The organism is Colwellia maritima, from assembly GCF_022669015.1.
GTDB lineage: Bacteria > Pseudomonadota > Gammaproteobacteria > Enterobacterales > Alteromonadaceae > Colwellia > Colwellia maritima.
On sequence record NZ_JAKKSL010000004.1, the window covers coordinates 315,325 to 335,022 of the forward strand.

The following is a 19,698-nucleotide window of genomic DNA, read 5'->3' on the forward strand; positions in this document are numbered from 1 at the left end:
GTGGTGTCAGTGGGCGGCGGATACAGTATCTCTGAGCTATCCATTATGTCTGCTGCTGCTTTTCATGCAGAGCAACAACGCATAGACGTATATAAGCTGCAATACAAAGAGACCTTGGCCAAAGGCGCTTATTTAATGTCGCGAGCTGCTTTTTTATCTGGTGAGTTTAAAGCCGCTGACAATAGCACCATTATTTCACCCCCTGGCTTACCAAGCAATATCAACAGCGTGTTAGTGAGAGGCCAAAGTGACCGACTATTACCTGACCCAAATGAATTAGTGTTACTGGCGCTGACCTTTGACCATACTACCGCTAAGGTAGCGGATGATTCTGTCTCACTGGTTGTCACCCCAACGGGCAATATTCTGGCGCAATCAGCTCAACATATCGGTTATCGCACCGGATTTTTTGGTAATCCCAATGAGGTACAAACCGGTAAAAGTTCGGGCGATGTTGATAACGACGAAACCATTTTTGGTCCTGTAGCGGGTGTAGGCGTGCATGTAGATACATCTGCCTACTATGGCGGGGGTAATATAACCGATAGGGACGGCAAATACGCATTCTCATTTTTTATGCCCCAGTGTCCTGTTGGCGGTTGGGAGTTTAAAACCGATGTATGGTCTGAGCTTCATTACACCAACTTACTCCCCATGGGCAGTTCGGTTCGTTCGTATTTTTTACGCACACCGGGCTATGACGCTTGTTTTGCCGATTTAGTACCGGTTATGTTAGCACCAGAAATCATCGGCATACTCGCAGGCTTATCAAAACCTTTTTATCAAAGTAACCTCTATGCGGATGTGATGTTTTTAACGGGGGTTATGTATATTAGCAACCGGCAGGGCTTTGATGTGCCTATTGGTGAAACAACACATACCTCGTTTAGCGTAGCGGCGGATGACCGTTTACAGCATTTTTATGACTTTAATGGTGACGGGCAGTCAGACAAGGTTATTCAAGGTCACTTGGTCACCAAAGCCAATGCAAATGGAGATAACGAAGAAGTTTTTGAAGCCAATAGCGAGGGCAATTTACAAGGGCTGTATTTTGACGCACCCGAAGCAGGCGAGGCACCTGACCTACTGCGCCTTATCGACCAAGAGGTACGTAAAGCCTCTGTTGGCCTGTTAGAAAGTATTAGCACAGCCGATTTACGCAATACCGACGTACTCTTTTTTAGAGAGTCCACCGGACAATTAATCATGGAGCGAAACGGCTTAAAAGAAGCCGAAGTCAGAGGCGGTGAAGTACAGCTAAACGAAGAAACACAACTGGTGGGTTATCGTGTTATGCTGCGCGGCCCTCGGGATTGGAGTTTGAATATTGGCGGCGGCGTAGGGCATACAAACCGACACCAAAGCTATGAAAACTGGGCGACTGAATACCAATTAACCGAGCCGTTTCAACAGAAAAATTCTGACTACATTCGTGAAGGCGAAACCATTAAAATTGTCGCTATTAACCGCGCCACGGGGTATATGGGCACAGCGAGCGCTAAAATTGACAGAACATCAGGTGTTTTAACCGTATTAGCACCACCGATAGTATTAAGGCCACCTAATTTAAAAATATGGGCAGAGCGCAAATACAATGTTGATAAAGGCCTAACCAAAGGTGAAACGCGCAACTATACCATTGGCGCAGAGGGGGCAGCATTAACCAGTGACAGCACCATCACCATCTACACCGAATGGTTAGACGAATACGGCAATCCGCTGCCTGATGAGCTTGGCCTAGACAACGGCGAGCAATATGGTTTTACCGGGCGCTTAGCCAAAGTCGTGGCGCCTAATCAACTACAAGGCGTTGGCGCAGGCAATGACTTAGCCTCGTTTGCCATAGCCCCCGGGCGCAAAACCCAAGTCATCAGTGTGGGCAGTAACCTCACCACGGCTGAGCATTATTATGTGCATGTGATTGGTAAAGGCAAAGACCAAGAATGTGGCGGTGGTGGCAGTTGCCCAAGCTTTAGCAACACCGGCACTACTGCGCCTTACGACACCCGGCCAAACTTACTGGTACCTTTTTTAGTACCACTGCCCGATGAAGACCGCACCTGGATTGACTACCGTACCTACCGTGGTTTACTCGCCGATGAAACCATTACCAACAAACCCAATAAGCCACTGCCGGCGTATAGTCACGGGCGTACCGACCTGAATATCAATTCAGCCAGTATGGCCTAGAAATGAAAGAAATTAATGCAACAGCAACGGATGCAAGTGGCGCAGAAACAAGCACCAATATTCTCAAAAGTGACAGCCCAACCATCACCAGTAGCGATGACTACATTACCGCCTTGTACTCACTCATTAGCAGTAATAACGACCGATTAACGGCGATAGACGGCCCACAAGAGTTGGTACTAGCACTGGGCGAAGAAGAGCAGTTAATCACCATTGGCGAAGACCAAAGCATTACTTTTAGTAACATTGAACACCTATCACAACTTGCCCCTGAAGATTTTTTGAGTATAAGGCTTTACACCAATAATGATGCCAGTAATATACTGTGGGAGTATGCGTTTTTAACCAATGATTTAGATATTGATTCCGATAATAATAATGGTTTTAGTGAACCAGACTCGTCTGGGACTGAAGAGCGTATGGAGTCAAAATTTAATGATTTGGATAAGCCGGGTAAACTAATTGTTGTTGATGCAAGTATTGAAAACGTAGAAGGTAATGATAATACCTTACCAGGTTTTGCTAATTACTTCGGAATAAAGAAAACCACTTTTGTGCCTTTAGTGATTCATGTCAACCTTGGCGAACAAGGAGATCGTGATAAGACGCTTTTACAGCTTTCTTATTATGCTTCTGTACCAAAAAGTCCGGCAGAATTCGAATATCATTTTTATGATGAGGATGCTGAAAACGATGGTGATGAAAAATCAGACAAAGACAAGAAACAATACATCCCTAGTAAAGGGGTGTTGAGAGTGTGGACCAAAAAATCAACACAAGACAGAAATTACTTGTCTGTCATAGAATCCGGTGATTTTGTACCAACAGATATTTTGATTCGGTTAAGTCAGTTACCTGAATTGGTTGATGACAAATTAACCTTGTATGTTGAGGTTGTCGGTATTAGTGAATTACCCGGCAATTATTTAATTCAAGCAAAGATTGTAAACTTATAACGCCTCAAACCTCTATTTTTATCCAATAAATTTATGATGGAATAGGTGTGACAATTAACACTAAAAGGAAGTGTATCATGACAAAGTTAACAAAATATTATATAGGTGTATTAATGTTTGGTAGCATAATGCTTTCATCTTTAGCCTCGGCAACAGATGACCAAAGTGCGATCAACCGATTAGTTCAATTAAGCACAATTCCCACGCAAGCCTCCATAGATGAAGTGATTGCGTTAGGCAGCGAAGGTAGCACTAATGAAATGCGTCAGCAATACGTTTTTACTGCATTAATTCGTATTGGTCCATCGGTCAGTGGTGATGCTTATGCAAAAGACATTTTGGATATGGGTACGGCAAGTGCTAAGAACTTGCAAGGTGCGCTAGCCTACTTATCTAGCCACCCAGAGAACTGGATGGCTCCTTATGTAGCAACTTATATTCAAGCAAGCCAAGCGGGTATTATTCGCTCAATGGCCGCCTATTTAGCCGGGCGTCTTAATTTAACAGCGCAAAAAAATAACATACTAACGATAATGGCTGATACAACCATTGCGGATGACCGTATTCACGCCGCTTTAGGTTTGTCACACCTTATTACGGGCGCAGAATTTAATACTGTCATTGATAGTTCTAGTATGCGTGCTTGGGACAAAAAACTCATACATAGTTACAACGATTTTAATTGGGCGAATAATGAAGAAAAAGACAAATTAGTGAGTACCTTGTATCAGCGCAGTGAAACTTTTTTAGTACTTACCGCGTATGAGTATTTGCTCAAGAACGATAAAATTGATTTATTAAAACGCCTTAAAATCATTAACGACGACAATGGCAATGCTGCAATCACTTATCCGCCCATGCAAGCCGTTGTGCGTATGTTAGGTTACCAAACCAGCGGTACTTTTGATGCGGCACAAATCACTAAATTAGCATTGATGTAATCATAAAGACAATCAATGGGGTAGCATGGTTGTTAACTTTGCCGCTTCTATAAAGAGAAAGGAAATTCGATGAAAAAAACTCACTATTCACACCGTAAGATATTAGCAAAACTTACCGTACTGCTCCTGCTTTTATCCATGGCAGGGTGTTCAATGGTTTCGGGACGATATGGCCCGTTTACCTTTACCGTACAAACTCAAAGTGGCGAGCAAGTGAACGATGTTATTGTTACATTGATATTCGCCAGACCGAACTCACTTTTTCGCTCTAACCACACTTATATAGAGACACGCCTTGCTAATAGTGGTGAAAAAGTCACCTTGCCCCGTGGCTATGTGCTTGATACTGATGATACCGGTATCGGCATGATTTTAAGTGTGCAGCATATGGATTATTACCAGTATTCCACGGAATATGTCACCATTAATACCGCCGATAAAAACGTTGTTATTGTTTTGCCTGATCCCATAATAGCGAGAAAAAAATGGGTGAGGAAAAAGAAATTCAAAGGATAATGAAAAGCTCATTATTGTCAAAAAATAAAAGAAATCGTACGGAATCAATAAAATTAGAAAAAATCATGGCTTTGTATAGCATTTCAAAAGGTTATTTTGTTGATTTAGTCAAGTTAGGTCGAGAAGATTTAGTTGAGAGATATTTAAAACAAAAAATGACGGCTATTTTTGGGATTGATCTTAGTTCTTCTGAAGCTAGAGAAACTGAACGCCAAGTAAGAGAGAATATTCGTGTTCGTACTTAAAATATATAAAAAGAAAATACTACTAACCACCTTTGTTGCCAGTATCTCATTTGCAGTATTGGCGCATGATACTAAAGTGACCCACCCAGTAATTACCCTTGAAGCCATTCGCTTGCTTGAAAAGCAAGACAATTAGCATTGATGTAATCATAAAGACAATCAATGGGGTAGCATGGTTGTTAACTTTGCCGCCTCTATAAAGAGAAAGGAAATTCGATGACAAAAACACACTATTCATACCGCAAGATATTAGCAAAACTTACCGTACTGCTCCTGCTTTTATCCATGGCAGGGTGTTCAATGGTTTCGGGACGATATGGCCCGTTTACCTTTACCGTACAAACTCAAAGTGGCGAGCAAGTGGACGATATTATTGTTGGTTTGGCGTTTAGTCGACCCAATTCACTTTTTCGTTCTAACCACACATATAGAGAAAAACTCCTTGTTAATAGTGGTGAAAAAGTCACCTTGCCCCGTGGCTATGTGCTTGATACTGATGATACCGGTATCGGCATGATTTTAAGTGTACGGCATATGGATTATTACCAGTATTCCACGGAATATGTCACCATTAATACCGCCGATAAAAACGGTATTATTGTTTTGCCTGACCCTATTATTAAAAAGAATAAAGAGATTACTGAAAAAGAGATTCAAGAATTAATGTCATTCCGCAATATAAGCCGTCCTGAAGCAATAAGCAGTCAAAAAAGAGCTAATTTATATTCAATTTCACAACGTTATTTTGTTGCTTTAGTAAAATTAGGTCGAGAAGATTTAGTTGAAAAATATTTAACATTAAAAATGACCGCTATGTTTGGTAATAACCCTAATTCTCCCGAAGCTAAAGCCGTTGAGAGTAAAGTAAGAGAGGGTATTCGTGTACGTACTCAATAAAAAAGTAGTAAATTCAATATGTAAAATAATTATATCAGCTCTTGTTAGCAGTACCTCGCTTGAAGTATTAGCACATGATACTAAAGTTACGCATCCGGTGATCACCCTTGAAGCGATTCGTTTGCTTGAAAAGCAAGATAAGATGAAAGGCGAGTTTTCGGAGCTTTACCGTATGACATCAGATGAATTGATACTTGGGAATGGTAAATTCCCTTTGTTTTGGGGGGCATGGAATGCTGACAAGGATGGCCCATGGTTGTTGGCCGATGAGCGTATCTATCCAAATATGGATGCGGCAGATACTGATGAAGACGATGGCTTCTGGCATAATTTAGTGACCACACCTTATGCGGAGTTACATGAAATTAATGATATGACGGTAATTAGTGGTGTTGTGCGTGAAGATCATCCGTTTACTAAGGTATTAAAACATTTTTATCATGCCTATAGCACTGCGCCATTAACAATAGTAGGTAAGGAATTGGGTGAAAATAGTAAAACTCGTGCATTAACTTTTTTAGTCCGTTCAGCTAACCAGTATGGCTATGAAATTGGGCATGATTTTAGTGACGATAACTGGAAAAACGACTGGTACGACATTGATGAAACTTTAAAAAACAAGATCAAAGCGGCTAGCGTTAACACAGAAAAAGTGTATTTTGCTAAACAATTGGCATTTCAAACCTTCGGTGAAGCGTTACATCATGTCGAAGATATGAGCTCTATTGCCCATGTACAAAACGATGGCCATCTGGTTTTTTCTGATGACGAACTCGACGATTACGAAGGACATTATTTACCTAATAAAATCTTTCAGTTTTATGGTGCCGGACCTAGCGGTTCTTCTAGCACAACGAATGATAATTGGTTTTTAAAGGCAGGGGCAGTTGCCGCTACTGTAGATAATGTAAATGATATTTGGCCAACTAAGCAAAGTGCGATTAAGTGGGAAAGTAACAGCTTAGCGCATAAAATTTACAACGCTTCGGTATTTCAAGGTGTTTTACAGCCCGATGGTATAAATACGCCTGCAAATGACGAAATTACATCAGACGGTGAATTGGCTGATATGTTTCAATACCAAGAGAAGGATGAAAAAGGCATACCAAAAAATAAAGGCTTGTATCATGACAACCGTTCATTTTATGAGTTTGCCGTATGGACTATTGAAGATGTAGGTAATTACCACTATAAAACCTTTTGGTGGTCTAACAATGACTGGTGGCCAACAGAAAGGTTTGACGGCCCCGCCGGTTATTATTATATCGAGCAAAAAACGGGTGACTCTTTTCGAGGAGACGAAAGTGATTTTGCAGTGGCTCACAATGGCATACGGGCTGAATTAACTCAACCATACAGTACAGATAATAAATTACTGAAAGTAGATAACGAAAACAAGAATAAGTTACTGACTAAGTTTGCCCAACAATTGGTTCCTTTAGCTATTCGATACTCCGCCGGTTTTTCAGCTTATTGGTATAATACTGTTAACTCACCACCCTATTTAAAAGCGGTCAAAGTTAAACAAAAAGTAATAAAAGTTAAACAAGCCGACAATACTTATGCCAAATATGAATTTACGGCTTACGATGCGCGTTGGAAAAACGGTCATGCGTTTTTAACTAACACTCAAGATAGTATAGATACATCGATTGGTTATGTGTCAAAAGCACTCTTTACGGCGAAACGAAAACTGAACCGTGAAACACCGACAGCACCTTTGTATCATAATCAAGACATTGATATTTATTTAACCTTTAGTGAGCCAATTAAACCACCACAGAAAGATGGTAGTAATTTTGAAATAGGGTTAAAGCGAGAATCAGCGTTAAAAAACGGTGAAATATCTGAATCTTCTTCTATTAAAATGCTAGATAAAGCTAACCTTGAATTTATTGATTTAGATGCCCCTAGTAATGCAGGTAACCCTAAAGTGCTCGCCGTTAGAGGTGAGTTTCCTGAGTTTGATGCTACTAATGTGCACTTAAAAGGTAGTCGTTATCGGGTCACTATTAAAAAAGCGGCTATTGAGAAGATTGAGCATTTATATGGTGCGGTACGTTTAGTAGTTAAAGCCAATGATAAAAATCTTCATAGTAGTATAGGAGGAGCAGATCTTGATGATAAGCCGAGAACGCCAAAGACGTATTAAAGCCACATTGTTAGGGGACGCTGAACCCAAATTCGCTTGGTACGATGGTGATATGGAATTAGATACCGTCTTTTCGGCAAGTAAGGATATTAATGGGAAACCTATTACTAAAAAACACTTTAAATATGACACTGGTAAAGGTGATCAGAATCATATTTTATGGTTCAGTCCTGAGGTTACAGAGGAGGACTTGACGGAGCAAATTAAAAAAAACAAAGACCAAGGTTACGACGGCGTATCAATTACAGGTATGCCTAAAGAAGACAAAAGTAAAACTTATCAAGTCATACATGATAAAAAATTAGGGCACCCTCAATAGGGAAATGAATTTAATCCTTTATTGCTCGTGTTAACTCTGATTATTTTTAACTAAGATAAAATATAGGAGCCTGAAATTTTTATGACTTTAATGGTGACGGGCAGTCAGACAAGGTTATTCAAGGTCACTTGGTCACCAAAGCCAATGAAAACGGCGATAATGAAGAGGTTTTTGAGGCCAATAGCGCGGGTAATTTACAAGGGCTGTATTTTGACGCACCCGAAGCAGGCGAGGCACCTGACCTACTGCGCCTTATCGACCACGAAGTACGTAAAGCCTCTGTTGGCCTGTTAGAAAGTATTAGCACAGCCGATTTACGCAATACCGACGTACTCTTTTTTAGAGAGTCCACCGGACAATTAATCATGGAGCGAAACGGCTTAAAAGAAGCCGAAGTCAGAGGCGGCGAAGTACAGCTAGACGAAGAAACGCAACTGGTGGGTTATCGTGTGATGTTGCGTGGCCCTCGGGATTGGAGTTTAAATATCGGCGGCGGCGTAGGATATAAACAGCGACAAGGAAGTTATGAGAATTGGGCGACAGAGTATCAGTTAACCGAGCCGTTTCAACAGAAAAAGTCTGACTACATACGTGAAGGCGAAACCATTAAAATTGTCGCCATTAACCGCGCCACCGGTTATATGGGCACAGCGAGCGCTAAAATTGACAGAACATCAGGTGTTTTAACCGTATTAGCACCACCGATAGTGTTAAGGCCACCTAATTTAAAATATGGGCTGAGCGCAAATACAATGTTGATAAAGGTCTGACCAAAGGTGAGTCGCGCAACTATACCATAGGCGCCGAGGGGGCAGCATTAACCAGTGACAGCACCATTACCATCTACACCGAATGGTTAGACGAATACGGCAATCCGCTGCCTGATGAGCTTGGCCTAGACAACGGTGAGCAATATGGTTTTACCGGGCGCTTAGCCAAAGTCGTGGCGCCTAATCAATTACAAGGCGTTGGCGCAGGCAATGACTTAGCCTCATTTGCGATAGCCCCTGGACGCAAAACCCAAGTCATTAGTGTGGGCAGTAACCTCACCACAGCCGAGCATTATTATGTGCATGTGATTGGCAAAGGCAAAGACCAAGAATGCAGCGGTGGTGGCAGTTGCCCCGGCTTTAGCAACACCGGCACTACCGCGCCTTATGATACCCGGCCAAACTTACTGGTACCCTTTTTAGTACCCCTGCCAGATGAAGACCGCACCTGGATTGACTACCGTACTTACCGTGGTTTACTGGCAGATGAAGCCATTACCAACAAACCCAATAAGCCACTGCCGGCGTATAGTCGGGCGTACCGACCTGAATATCAATTCAGCCAGTATGGCCTAGAGATGAAAGAAATTAATGCAACAGCAACGGATGCCAATGGCGCAGAGACTAGCACTAACATTCTCAAGAGTGACAGCCCAACCATTACCAGTAGTGATGATTACATTACCGCCTTGTACTCACTTATTAGCAGTAACAACGACAGACTAACCGCAATAGATGGCCCACAAGAATTAGTCTTAGCACTGGGTGAAGAAGAGCAACTCATCACCATTGGCGAAGACCAAAGCATTACTTTTAGTAATATTGCGCACTTAGCAAGCCTAGACCCTGAAGATTTCCTCAGTATGCGGCTTTACACCAATAACGATGCCAGTAATATCTTGTGGGAGTATGCGTTTGGTAGTTTCGGTGTATATCCTGAGGTTGAGCTTGAAATAAGTGCCGATGATCATTTTACCTACATTACCGCAATGTCAGTGCATGGTGACGGCTCAGATATAGGTTGGAAACTTATTGAAAATTCGGGTGGCGGAAATATATCTGAAAACGCAACAGAGCTTGATGAACAAGTTTCAATTATAACTCTGAATACATCTACCAAAGTCGGTGATACTTATAAAGTTCGTAGTCAATTAATAAATATTGAAACACAAAGTGGAGTAAAAGCCATTGGTAGTTATCTAGATACAGGGCTTATAAAAGTAATTGCCGGTAAACCTGACACAATACAGATTACTAAAAATATAGAGCATTATCCTTCAGATAATACGGGAACGGTTACTTTAACTGCTTTAATCAAAGATCAATTTGGTAATCATGTAGAAGATGGAACGGCTGTGACATGGTTAGCAAATGAGTCAACATCATCCTTTATAAGTGTAGAAAATATTACAGTTGACGGTTTAGTTACAGCAGAGTTGAGATCACCAAAGTTACCTGTTGATCAAGTGGTAACTGTAATGTCTGGTGATGTTGTTCATTCTACCACAATGAAAGTTAATCGAGTAAGCGGCTCTTTGACTTCAGATGTAGCTGTTATTAACGTAGATAATACTGAAACAGCAACCATAACAGCAAACGTAAATGCTACAGATGGCACCCCTGTTTTTTGGATGTCCAAAGAACGGTGTGGTTTTAGGTGATAACTTTGTAACGGATGGAAAGGCAACTGCTATATTGTCTGGTGGCTTAGTAGGTGAGGTCGCAGTAACGGCAACAATAGGAGATCGCTTACTTCTTTGGGAAGGAAGCTTTGAAAGTAACTCAGCTATCAAGGTTAAAGTCGAACATCCCTACATAGTTGCGGGTGAAAAAAGTAATGGTATTGGTGAGGTTGTTCGAGGTGATGGCACCGTTAGTAAAATTCCCTATTGGTCGAGCAGTAATGTTGAAGTAACGGGTCCTGAAAATGCATGGTTGGATATTGGTGTTTCAGATAATAAAAAAACTGAAATATTTTTATTTGAAGAACTTGATGTAGATATAACTAAAGGAAATTTGAAAGGGCATGAAATAAAGGTATCAGGCGCAATATTAGATACTATTGTTAGGCATTCTGGCTCAGGGGCATTTTTATTTGATGGCCAAGGTCAGGGAGTAATAACACATCATGATGATTTTAATTTCAAGGAAGAATTCTCGATTTCAGTATGGTTAAGACCAAATGAAATAACAAATGCACAAATACTCAAAAAAGGATCTGATTGGCAATTAACTTTACTCGATGACGGTAAAATAAAAGCTACTATTAAAACCAATGTTGCTTCATATGAAGTTATATCTGACGCTAAAGTGGAAGTAGGCTCATGGTCTTACGTTTCAATTGATTATGGTAGTAATGGTTTGAGATTAACCATTGGAGTAGATGCAAAATCTAATGGAAATGCGCAGGGTTTATTATCAAATAATAATGGAAATATTGCCATTGCAGATAACTTTAATGGGCATGTTGATGATTTGGTTTTTTCTAGCACCAATAAAGATGCAGAAATCAGGTTTGAAGGTTTAGATGGTACAGGTAGATTACAATTAGATAGCTCAGGTCATGCTAATTTCCAAGTACTAAATACAGGTGATTTAACCTCACGTATTTCATCTCGTGTCCCAATAACTATACGTTCTACCCCTGTACGACAAAGTAAGACTAAACTTTCCAGAAGCATAAGTGTGCTATCGAATAGCCCAAGCGAAGCAACTGAAGATGAAGAAAGTGTAACAACCTATGTTCAAATTGTAGAACGAGATACATGGTTTTTATTGGTTGATACTGTGACCTCTTTTTTTGGTGGTGATCCAGAATCAGGTCTTTGGTTTTGTGTCAAATATCGCAGGTGGTATGGCGATAGTTGGAGATGTTGGCGCGATTACTAAAAATTCATGGCGAGCAACTGGGTGGTCAGACAATGAACCTAATTTAGTTGAAACATTTTTTAGTGGTTTAGGCTTATTAACAGAAGCCGCGGTAGGTTTTGGCGAAGTTGCTGACTTACCAATTTCCGTAGTTAAATCGGTATCATCTACTTTTGGAGATACCCCATTTACTCGAACGCTAGCGACACGGGTTAAAGATTCGGTCATTGAAGATGTGCCCTTTAGTGAAGCAGAAAGTGCAATTGTTAAACAGCTAAGTGAGGGAGATTATGCGCTTGGTAAGGTTTTTAATGAAGTTGTAACATCGGATGAATTGTATAAAGCCGCCATTCGTAGTGGCGACAAATTAGGAGATGACTTCTTAGATGTATTTACAAAAATAGCGACAGACCCTAGTTTAGGGAAAGCACCGGCAGAAGCATTAATTCTAGTGTTATCAAAATCCTCAGATGACGTGCTGAAAAACATTAAAGACTCACCAGTTCCTTTGTTAGAATCTTTAACTGCTATAGCAAAGTCAAGTGCAAAAGTTAGTCCTGAGCTAATGACGAAGATATTAGGGAATGATAAAATTTATTCAAATGCATATAAGCAAGGAGAATTACTTAAAGATATAGGTGAAATCGCTACTGTTAAGGGGGTTGAAGATTTAGCTAAAATGCTAAAAACTAACAATATCCGTGCTAAAGGATTTAGATACGAATTAGAGAGTGCTGCTTATTTAAAAAGAGAAGGTGTAAATGTTGCTGAACTGTCAACTCAAACCTCATCAAAAAAACTTGGCAATACGGATATAGATATAATTGCAGACTTTGGCCAAGGTTTAACCTATGTTCAAGTTAAAAAAAGCACGGCTGCTTTAGGTTATGGAGCTAAAAATTTAAATAAAACAAAATTATGGATAGCAAAGGCACAAGAAGCCTTAGGTGCAGCTCCAAATGATTTTAGCAAAATTTTATATGTTGTTCCCCCTGGTCAAAATATACCAAAGCAAATCAGAGAGTATCTTGAACTTAAGAATATTCAGGTGCTTAAAGATATACCACATTTATAGAGAAAGAATAATGTCAGAACGAAAATATGAATTTTTATCAGTAAAACAGGTCAAACTTGAAGAGGTTGAAAGCCTATTAGAAGAGATATCAAATAAGTTTACAAACGTTAATGTTCTAGGTACTAGTGATTTACATAATCTATACTTTGAAAAATTATCAAGGTGCGAGTTGTTAGATTTTAAAAGCGATATTAATATAAAAGATTTAATGATTGAAGGTGTTTTGAATTTTCGTTCTAATTTCTGGGAGACTTTAGAGGACGTACTTTTAAGATTAGATGAAAGGATTAGGGAATATGGCGGCTGCATTATTAATATCGATTATAAGGGAAAGGTGCAAGAGGATAATAAAAGAGCATATGATTCTATAGGGCTTAGAATTGAACAAAACCAATGTTCTTTTTCATTTTATGCGAATGGCTCGAAAATCTCCTCTGATAAGGAATATGGTAAGCGAGTCATAAAAGAACTTATTGAGCTTATTGGATTAGATATTATAGTTGAAGAAAGCGAAGGTTTTTTTAGATTAACTTCTGACACTAAAAATTTGAAAATATTAGCGGGAGGCTTATTTGGAAAAAATCCCAGTGCATTTTACTGTGAAATTGATGAAAGCTCACCAAAGATTCAAGTGAAACTGTTAAAGAAAGCGCTTGAATTTCTCTATAACGAAAAGGTACTAAGTTGTTCCTGGAAGTGTTATCCAATTATTTTTGACAACAGCTCATTTGGAAATCATCAATCAAATTTTATTGATGTTATTAGAGAGCAAAATTTACCTGCTGATTATTATAATGGCAACATTTCTGTGTCAATTGAAAAATTATTAAACTTTGATGAATTACAAAAGCTCTGTATATCCAATAGTTCAATATTCACCCGACTGGTGACATTTGACATTGATAATTCAGACTTAGGAGAGATACTAGTAGAGACAACTAAATCGGGGCATAGGTTACATCTTGAATTTAAAAATGAGGAAAGTAAGGTAAAAGTTTTGAATAATCTTAGAGTAGACTTTAAAGAATTAAATAATTAACTGGAAAAATTAACACGGACAGAAATTAACAAGGACATATATGGACGCTCTCCAGAAATCAAGCCGAACTTAAGTAAAAACATAAATATATCTCTTATGTTTTCATCGGTTGATCTTAAGTACTTTTACTTTATTGTTTTCGATGACAGGCCCTATTGCTGCTTAAAGCAAACTGTAACCAATGCCTTAAAAACAGATACAAAGCTTAGGGAGCGTATCGCAGGGTGGTATAGATTATCTGATGATACTTTATTGAATAATAAAGTAAATGAAGTGTTATCAGTATTTAGATCTAAATTAGAAAGTAAAATATTGGTGGTTGAATGATGTATAAAATATCTATTGAAGAGTTTGAAAATATTGGGTGGGTTCATTATTTTCACGAGCAAGTGTTTTATCAAACCCGAATTAACAAGGACAGTCGCTTAAAGTTGAATAATATAAACCACTGAACTAAGGTTAATCTATAACCATTATTCAGAGTTTTTGTTATGACAACTGCCAGAAAACAACTCATTAGCTTAGTTGATACCCCTTATTATCATTGTATTTCTCGTTGTGTTCGCCGCGCCTTTTTATGTGGTGAAGATAAAAACACAGGGGAAAATTTTGACCACAGGCGGTCATTTGGGTTGAGGATAAATTACTCAGCCTAAGTCAAGTGTTTGCTATTGATGTGTGCGCTTACGCTGTTATGAGTAATCACACGCACATGGTACTTTTTGTTGATGAAACAACAGCGAAAGGGTGGTCAACACTTGAGGTACTTGAGCGGCGGCATCAGTTATTTAAAGGTACCTTATTAACGCAAAAATATTGCCGAAGAGAAGAAATCCCTGACTACCTTATAGCTTCTTTACTTGAAACGGTAGATGTTTATCGCAATCGTTTGATGGATATCAGTGGTTTATGCGCTTACTCAACCAAAGTATTGCAATACAAGCCAATCAAGAAGATAACTGTACAGGTCATTTTTGGGAAGGGCGCTTTAAATCCCAAGCGCTATTAGATGAAGCGGCACTTGCGGCTTGTATGGCCTATGTAGACTTAAACTCCGTTAGAGCTAACATTGCCATAACGCCTGAAACATCCGCACATACCAGTGTAAAAGAGCGAGTAGTACAAGCTAAAAAAGCTAAACAACCCAAATCATTACTACCATTTGTAGGAAACCCACGTAAAGCAATGCCAAAAGGCTTACCATTTGAGCTTAAAGATTACCTTGAATTAATTGAACAGACAGGTCGGTGTTTCCGTGAAGATAAAGCAGGCTATATTGAAACAACTCAACTGACTTTACTTAACCGCTTGAACATAAGTCCTGATAATTGGCTCACGTTAACAAAAGACTTTAGAAAGGTATTCCGTGGCGCGGTAGGTCATAGTGATGTGTTAACCGATTACTGTGAGCATAAAGGATTAAAGCGGCGAACCAATGTCAGTTGCTGTGATAAACTATTGGCATAAAGAATTAACACTAATCACTTATTTTAAACAACACATCAAGCTTGATGTGTTTGTAATGCCTAGAAAACAGTAATTTCCTAATTTGGCTGTAACGTTGGTCAATAATTTTCAAATTGAGATCATATTCTTCATCTTTGAGTTTATTTAGAGCTGTTATTTAGCTTGTAATCTGGTTTTGTTGTAGAGTAATTTATAAGCGAGTGTCCTAATTTACTTTTGTTGTAGAGTAATTTATAAGCGAGTGTCCTAATTTACTTTAAGCGAGTGTCCTAATTTACTTTAAGCGAGTGTCCTAATTTACTTTTTGCTGATCTAAATTAAATATTGAAATACACTGACTTTGTTGATTAAATCACAGCTCTTTACTGTGGTTAAATAACCGTCAACGTCAAAAATTACCAGAGCAGATAAACACGGTAAGATTAATGAAAAAACGTGCCCGTTAATAACCTCTTTAGGCATTACTAGTGACGAATGGATACAACTTGCCGAACATTTTGGCAAAAAACACCAATAAACGGTTGGCTCGTTAGCTGAGCTTAATGCTTTTTCTGCTCACACAGGAAAGCATAAAGATACGATAGTTAGCAATATCAGATAAAAGTAATGCATTATATTTTTATAATTTTAGGTCTAAGTAAAAAACCAATAATACTACCAAAGATGCTCTTATATATTGCTTCTATTTCTTCTTTGCTGATACTTCCACCAAATATAAGCATTTCTAGTTTTTCTCTAGGTTCTTTCACAATATAACCTGATGAGCTGAATCCATTTTTTTCATAAAAAGCTTTACGCTTAACTCTTTGTGGGTAGTTTTTTTCTCGCTTATCAAGCTGTTCAATGTTAAGTACAATTCTTTTTCTCGAGTGCGTAACTTTCATTGAATCTATTACTTTACTGCCATATCCACCTGAGCGGTAAGATTCAGATATAGCGAAAAAGTGTACTAATACAATGTCTTTATACTCAGTAGTATAAATAAGGCCAATCCAAGTGTCATTTGCATAAAGAATGTTAAAGCCTGCCTTACCTTTTCTCAATTTAAACCTAAGAAACCACGTGGGGATACGTTGAGCAGTGGTAAAAGCTGACTTATATAAATCAATAACGTTCAGGTAGTTATCGTCATTTTGATTAAGTGGTTGTAGATTAATGCTCAAATGATGTACTCAACGAATTAACAGGAGAAATATAGATTAAAATAAGAGATACATGAGCAAAAGCCAACTGTTTTTTGTCTTTTTTTTGATATCAAGGGGTCAGCTAACTTGATATGGATTATGTTCATATGTAATATACTCAAATGGCACGTTTACCTCGAATAGTTATTCCCAATCAGCCTCTGCATATCATGCATAGAGGTAATAACCGCCAAGATATTTTTCGGTGTGAAGAAGATATGCTTCGAATAAAGGAAGATATTTTCTACGCACTGGAAAAGTCAGGCTGTCAACTTCACGCCTATGTAATAATGACCAATCATTTACATTTACTTATTACTCCTGAAAATAAAGACCAACTTGCTATTTTTATGCAAATGATGGCGAACAAGTATGTTCGTTATTTTAATTCAAAATATGAACGAACAGGCACTATTTGGGAAGGGCGTTATAAGTCGTGTTTGGTTGATAGTGAACAGTATTTATTTGCGCTACATAAATATATCGAAATGAACCCTATTAAAGCGAAAATGGTTAAATCGCTTGATGACTATAAATGGTCTAGTTATGCATATAACGCTTTAGGGCAAAAAGATAAATTGATCAGGGAGCATCGTTTATATCAAAAGTTAGGTAAAACAGTAAAGGTGAGGTGTAAAGAGTATCAATCGCTATTTACTGAATTAGATTTATCTAAGCAAAATGATACTATTACGCAGGCAACATTACGTGGTGAAGTTTATGGTAGCGCTAATTTCCATCAGCATATTGAGAAATATCTCACGCGACCTACAAAGCTATCCGCGCATGGTGGAGATAGAAAGAGTAAAACATACAAGAATCAAGTTAGCTGACCCCTTGAAATTCCTTGAAATTCCTTTACTGAATTAGATTTATCTAAGCAAAATGATACTATTACGCAGGCAACATTACGTGGTGAAGTTTATGGTAGCGCTAATTTCCATCAGCATATTGAGAAATATCTCACGCGACCTACAAAGCTATCCGCGCATGGTGGAGATAGAAAGAGTAAAACATACAAGAATCAAGTTAGCTGACCCCTTGAAATTCCACCCCTTGAAATTCCCTTGAAATTCTCAAAGTTTACAAGGACAGTCGCTCAAAGTTTACTAAAGCAAGAACAGCTAACTAGGACTGTTAAAACTAGTTAGTTCTACGTGGATACTTGAATTATCGTTTTTCGTAACCACTTATAGTGAAAGATTAAAATCCTGAGAGCACATCGTGAGCGATAAAAGCCAAACCATTAATCAGCCTATTTCAGATGATAGCTCTTCAAAAAATAAGCCTAAAGCATTCACCGACCTGTTACCCATCTTTTCCTTTATTAAGCCCTACAAACTGATGTTAGCGTTGGCATTGTTGGCGTTATTAATGACCGCTGCCGTAAATTTATCTTTAGGGCAGGGGGTAAAGTTTGTAATTGACAGTGGTTTTATTGCGGGTTCAGTTGAACAATTACAATCAGCTATCTTAGTATTAATTGGGTTAATTAGTTTACTGGCAATAGGTACTTTTAGTCGTTTTTATTTAATGTCATGGTTAGGTGAACGAGTTAGCGCCGATATTCGAAAAGCGGTTTTCAACCGAATTGTTACTTTGCATCCAAGCTATTTTGAAGAAAACCGCAGTGGTGAGTTAATGTCTCGGTTAACGACTGATACTGCTTTGCTACAGTCAATTGTTGGTTCGTCTTTTTCGATGGCACTGCGCAGTTTATTGATGTTGATTGGCGGGTTAGTGATGTTAATGGTGACTAATTTAAAACTAACACTCTTTGTTATTTTCAGCGTGCCGATTATTTTAATACCTATGATGATTTATGGCCGCAAAGTCAGAAAACTAGCGGAAAGCTCACAAGATGCTATCGCTGATGTTGGCACCTATGCGGGTGAAATTATACAAAACATAAAAGTGGTACAAAGCTATACCCATGAGGCCAAAGAACAAAAGGCTTTTGCTGATGAAGTCGAAAAAGCTTTTTCTGTCGCCAAACGACGGGTAAAACAACGTTCATTGTTAATTGCTATTGTTATTTTTCTTACCTTTGGTGCTATTAGTGGCATGTTGTGGGTAGGCGGCATGGATGTTTTGCAAGGCAAGATGAGCGGTGGAGAATTAGGAGCATTTGTTTTTTATGCCATTATGGTCGCCATGTCTGTGGCAACAGTTGCAGAGGTATATGGTGAATTACAGCGAGCGGCAGGCTCTGCAACGCGACTGTTAGAGTTACTTAAGGTTGAAAGTGATATTAACGAGTTAACTACTCCTAAGGTGTTGCCCAATAATGCCCGATCGGTAATTAAATTTGAAAACGTAGACTTTTGTTATCCATCACGTCCTGACAGTGCTGCACTTAAGCATATCAATTTAGCAATACCTACCGGAAATATTGTCGCGTTAGTGGGTCCATCAGGTGCTTGGAAAAACAACTTTATTTGAATTATTACAACGTTTTTATGATCCTCAAAAAGGCCGTATTTGTTTTAATGATGTGGATATTACCCAACTAAAATTAACTGATTTACGTCAAACGATGGGCATGGTACCGCAGCACCCGATACTCTTTAGTTCGGATGTTTGGCACAACATACGTTATGGTAAGCCAGAAGCAAGTGATGAAGAGGTTATTAGCGCCGCCAAAAGAGCACATGCTCATGAGTTTATTGAACAACTACCTGAAGGTTATGATAGCTTTTTAGGTGAACAAGGTGTGCGTTTATCCGGTGGGCAAAAACAGCGTATTGCTATAGCTCGAGCCATTTTAAAAGACCCTGATGTATTGCTCCTTGATGAGGCAACCAGTGCGTTAGATGCACAAAGTGAATCTCATGTACAAGCAGCATTAGATGAGTTAATGACCAATAGAACAACATTAATTATCGCTCATCGGTTAGCGACGGTAATTCATGCTGATTTAATTGTTGTTATGGACCAAGGTGAAATTGTCGATACTGGGGATCATAAGTCGTTGTTAAAAAGTTCTAAATTATATCAACGTCTTTGTGAACTTCAGTTCGATAAGGCCAACAACATACTGGCCTGAAAAGACAAATTAGCAAACTCAGTCGCTCAAAAT

At 38.9% G+C, this 19,698-nt stretch carries 17 protein-coding genes and 2 pseudogenes; 18 read left to right on the plus strand and 1 reads right to left on the minus strand.

Annotated elements, in window-relative coordinates; genetic code table 11:
• The first annotated feature begins 3 nt into the window (after window positions 1-3).
• The 16 genes and pseudogenes from L3081_RS20005 (at window position 4) to L3081_RS20080 (ending at window position 15,435) form a co-directional block, all read left to right on the plus strand.
• Window positions 4-2,190: a hypothetical protein gene (locus tag L3081_RS20005; RefSeq protein ID WP_242288028.1), complete on the plus strand. Its 2,187-nt coding sequence runs from the start codon at window positions 4-6 to the stop codon at window positions 2,188-2,190.
• 2 nt (window positions 2,191-2,192) lie between these two features.
• The gene (locus tag L3081_RS20010) at window positions 2,193-3,146 is read left to right on the plus strand and encodes a hypothetical protein (protein ID WP_242288030.1); all 954 of its coding nucleotides are present in this window, start codon (window positions 2,193-2,195) and stop codon (window positions 3,144-3,146) included.
• Between the two features lie 77 nt (window positions 3,147-3,223).
• Complete coding sequence (locus L3081_RS20015) at window positions 3,224-4,087, plus strand: hypothetical protein (RefSeq protein WP_242288031.1); 864 nt, start codon at window positions 3,224-3,226, stop codon at window positions 4,085-4,087.
• Window positions 4,088-4,156: 69 nt separating this feature from the next.
• Window positions 4,157-4,603 carry a hypothetical protein gene (locus L3081_RS20020; protein ID WP_242288033.1) on the plus strand — a complete coding sequence of 149 codons (447 nt, stop codon included), beginning with the start codon at window positions 4,157-4,159 and terminating at the stop codon, window positions 4,601-4,603.
• A gap of 65 nt (window positions 4,604-4,668) precedes the next feature.
• On the plus strand, window positions 4,669-4,848 hold the full coding sequence (locus tag L3081_RS20025; RefSeq protein WP_242288035.1) for a hypothetical protein: 180 nt from the start codon (window positions 4,669-4,671) through the stop codon (window positions 4,846-4,848).
• Window positions 4,835-4,984, plus strand: a complete 150-nt coding sequence (locus L3081_RS20030) for a hypothetical protein (protein ID WP_242288037.1) — start codon at window positions 4,835-4,837, stop codon at window positions 4,982-4,984. Before L3081_RS20025 ends, L3081_RS20030 begins: the two co-directional genes overlap by 14 nt.
• 80 nt (window positions 4,985-5,064) lie before the next feature.
• A complete protein-coding gene (locus L3081_RS20035) occupies window positions 5,065-5,745 on the plus strand; it encodes a hypothetical protein (protein WP_242288039.1) in 681 nt (226 codons plus the stop codon).
• Window positions 5,729-7,897 (plus strand): hypothetical protein, encoded by a 2,169-nt coding sequence (locus tag L3081_RS20040; RefSeq protein WP_242288041.1) that lies wholly within the window; start codon window positions 5,729-5,731, stop codon window positions 7,895-7,897. The genes L3081_RS20035 and L3081_RS20040 overlap by 17 nt, the downstream gene beginning before the upstream one ends.
• On the plus strand, window positions 7,863-8,216 hold the full coding sequence (locus L3081_RS20045) for a hypothetical protein (RefSeq protein WP_242288043.1): 354 nt from the start codon (window positions 7,863-7,865) through the stop codon (window positions 8,214-8,216). Before L3081_RS20040 ends, L3081_RS20045 begins: the two co-directional genes overlap by 35 nt.
• 128 nt (window positions 8,217-8,344) lie before the next feature.
• Window positions 8,345-8,986 (plus strand): hypothetical protein, encoded by a 642-nt coding sequence (locus L3081_RS20050; protein ID WP_242288044.1) that lies wholly within the window; start codon window positions 8,345-8,347, stop codon window positions 8,984-8,986.
• Window positions 8,987-9,159: 173 nt separating this feature from the next.
• Window positions 9,160-10,647 carry an Ig-like domain-containing protein gene (locus L3081_RS20055; RefSeq protein WP_242288046.1) on the plus strand — a complete coding sequence of 496 codons (1,488 nt, stop codon included), beginning with the start codon at window positions 9,160-9,162 and terminating at the stop codon, window positions 10,645-10,647.
• Complete coding sequence (locus tag L3081_RS20060; protein ID WP_242288048.1) at window positions 10,598-11,875, plus strand: LamG domain-containing protein; 1,278 nt, start codon at window positions 10,598-10,600, stop codon at window positions 11,873-11,875. The genes L3081_RS20055 and L3081_RS20060 overlap by 50 nt, the downstream gene beginning before the upstream one ends.
• The gene (locus L3081_RS20065) at window positions 11,820-12,929 is read left to right on the plus strand and encodes a hypothetical protein (RefSeq protein WP_242288050.1); all 1,110 of its coding nucleotides are present in this window, start codon (window positions 11,820-11,822) and stop codon (window positions 12,927-12,929) included. Before L3081_RS20060 ends, L3081_RS20065 begins: the two co-directional genes overlap by 56 nt.
• Before the next feature lie 10 nt (window positions 12,930-12,939).
• Window positions 12,940-13,968: a hypothetical protein gene (locus L3081_RS20070; protein ID WP_242288052.1), complete on the plus strand. Its 1,029-nt coding sequence runs from the start codon at window positions 12,940-12,942 to the stop codon at window positions 13,966-13,968.
• 96 nt (window positions 13,969-14,064) lie between these two features.
• Entirely contained in the window at window positions 14,065-14,295 is a 231-nt protein-coding gene (locus L3081_RS20075; RefSeq protein WP_242288054.1) for a hypothetical protein, read from the plus strand.
• Between the two features lie 164 nt (window positions 14,296-14,459).
• Window positions 14,460-15,435: pseudogene (locus tag L3081_RS20080) on the plus strand (transposase).
• 611 nt (window positions 15,436-16,046) lie between these two features.
• Here L3081_RS20080 and L3081_RS20085 read toward each other — a convergent pair.
• Complete coding sequence (locus tag L3081_RS20085; RefSeq protein WP_338027428.1) at window positions 16,047-16,598, minus strand: GNAT family N-acetyltransferase; 552 nt, start codon at window positions 16,596-16,598, stop codon at window positions 16,047-16,049.
• Window positions 16,599-16,789: 191 nt separating this feature from the next.
• Between L3081_RS20085 and L3081_RS20090 the strand changes: the two genes are divergently transcribed.
• Complete coding sequence (locus tag L3081_RS20090; protein ID WP_242288058.1) at window positions 16,790-17,452, plus strand: transposase; 663 nt, start codon at window positions 16,790-16,792, stop codon at window positions 17,450-17,452.
• Between the two features lie 424 nt (window positions 17,453-17,876).
• Window positions 17,877-19,665, plus strand: a pseudogene (locus L3081_RS20095) (ABC transporter transmembrane domain-containing protein).
• Window positions 19,666-19,698 lie beyond the last annotated feature (33 nt).

Excerpts from the sequence above, each read along its gene's own strand:
- L3081_RS20010 (WP_242288030.1), top strand. The coding sequence starts at position 2,193 with ATGAAAGAAATTAATGCAACAGCAACGGATGCAAGTGGCGCAGAAACA.
- L3081_RS20015 (WP_242288031.1), top strand. The coding sequence starts at position 3,224 with ATGACAAAGTTAACAAAATATTATATAGGTGTATTAATGTTTGGTAGC.
- L3081_RS20020 (WP_242288033.1), top strand. The coding sequence starts at position 4,157 with ATGAAAAAAACTCACTATTCACACCGTAAGATATTAGCAAAACTTACC.
- L3081_RS20025 (WP_242288035.1), top strand. The coding sequence starts at position 4,669 with ATGGCTTTGTATAGCATTTCAAAAGGTTATTTTGTTGATTTAGTCAAG.
- L3081_RS20035 (WP_242288039.1), top strand. The coding sequence starts at position 5,065 with ATGACAAAAACACACTATTCATACCGCAAGATATTAGCAAAACTTACC.
- L3081_RS20060 (WP_242288048.1), top strand. The coding sequence starts at position 10,598 with ATGGCACCCCTGTTTTTTGGATGTCCAAAGAACGGTGTGGTTTTAGGT.
- L3081_RS20070 (WP_242288052.1), top strand. The coding sequence starts at position 12,940 with ATGTCAGAACGAAAATATGAATTTTTATCAGTAAAACAGGTCAAACTT.
- L3081_RS20075 (WP_242288054.1), top strand. The coding sequence starts at position 14,065 with ATGTTTTCATCGGTTGATCTTAAGTACTTTTACTTTATTGTTTTCGAT.
- L3081_RS20090 (WP_242288058.1), top strand. The coding sequence starts at position 16,790 with ATGCATAGAGGTAATAACCGCCAAGATATTTTTCGGTGTGAAGAAGAT.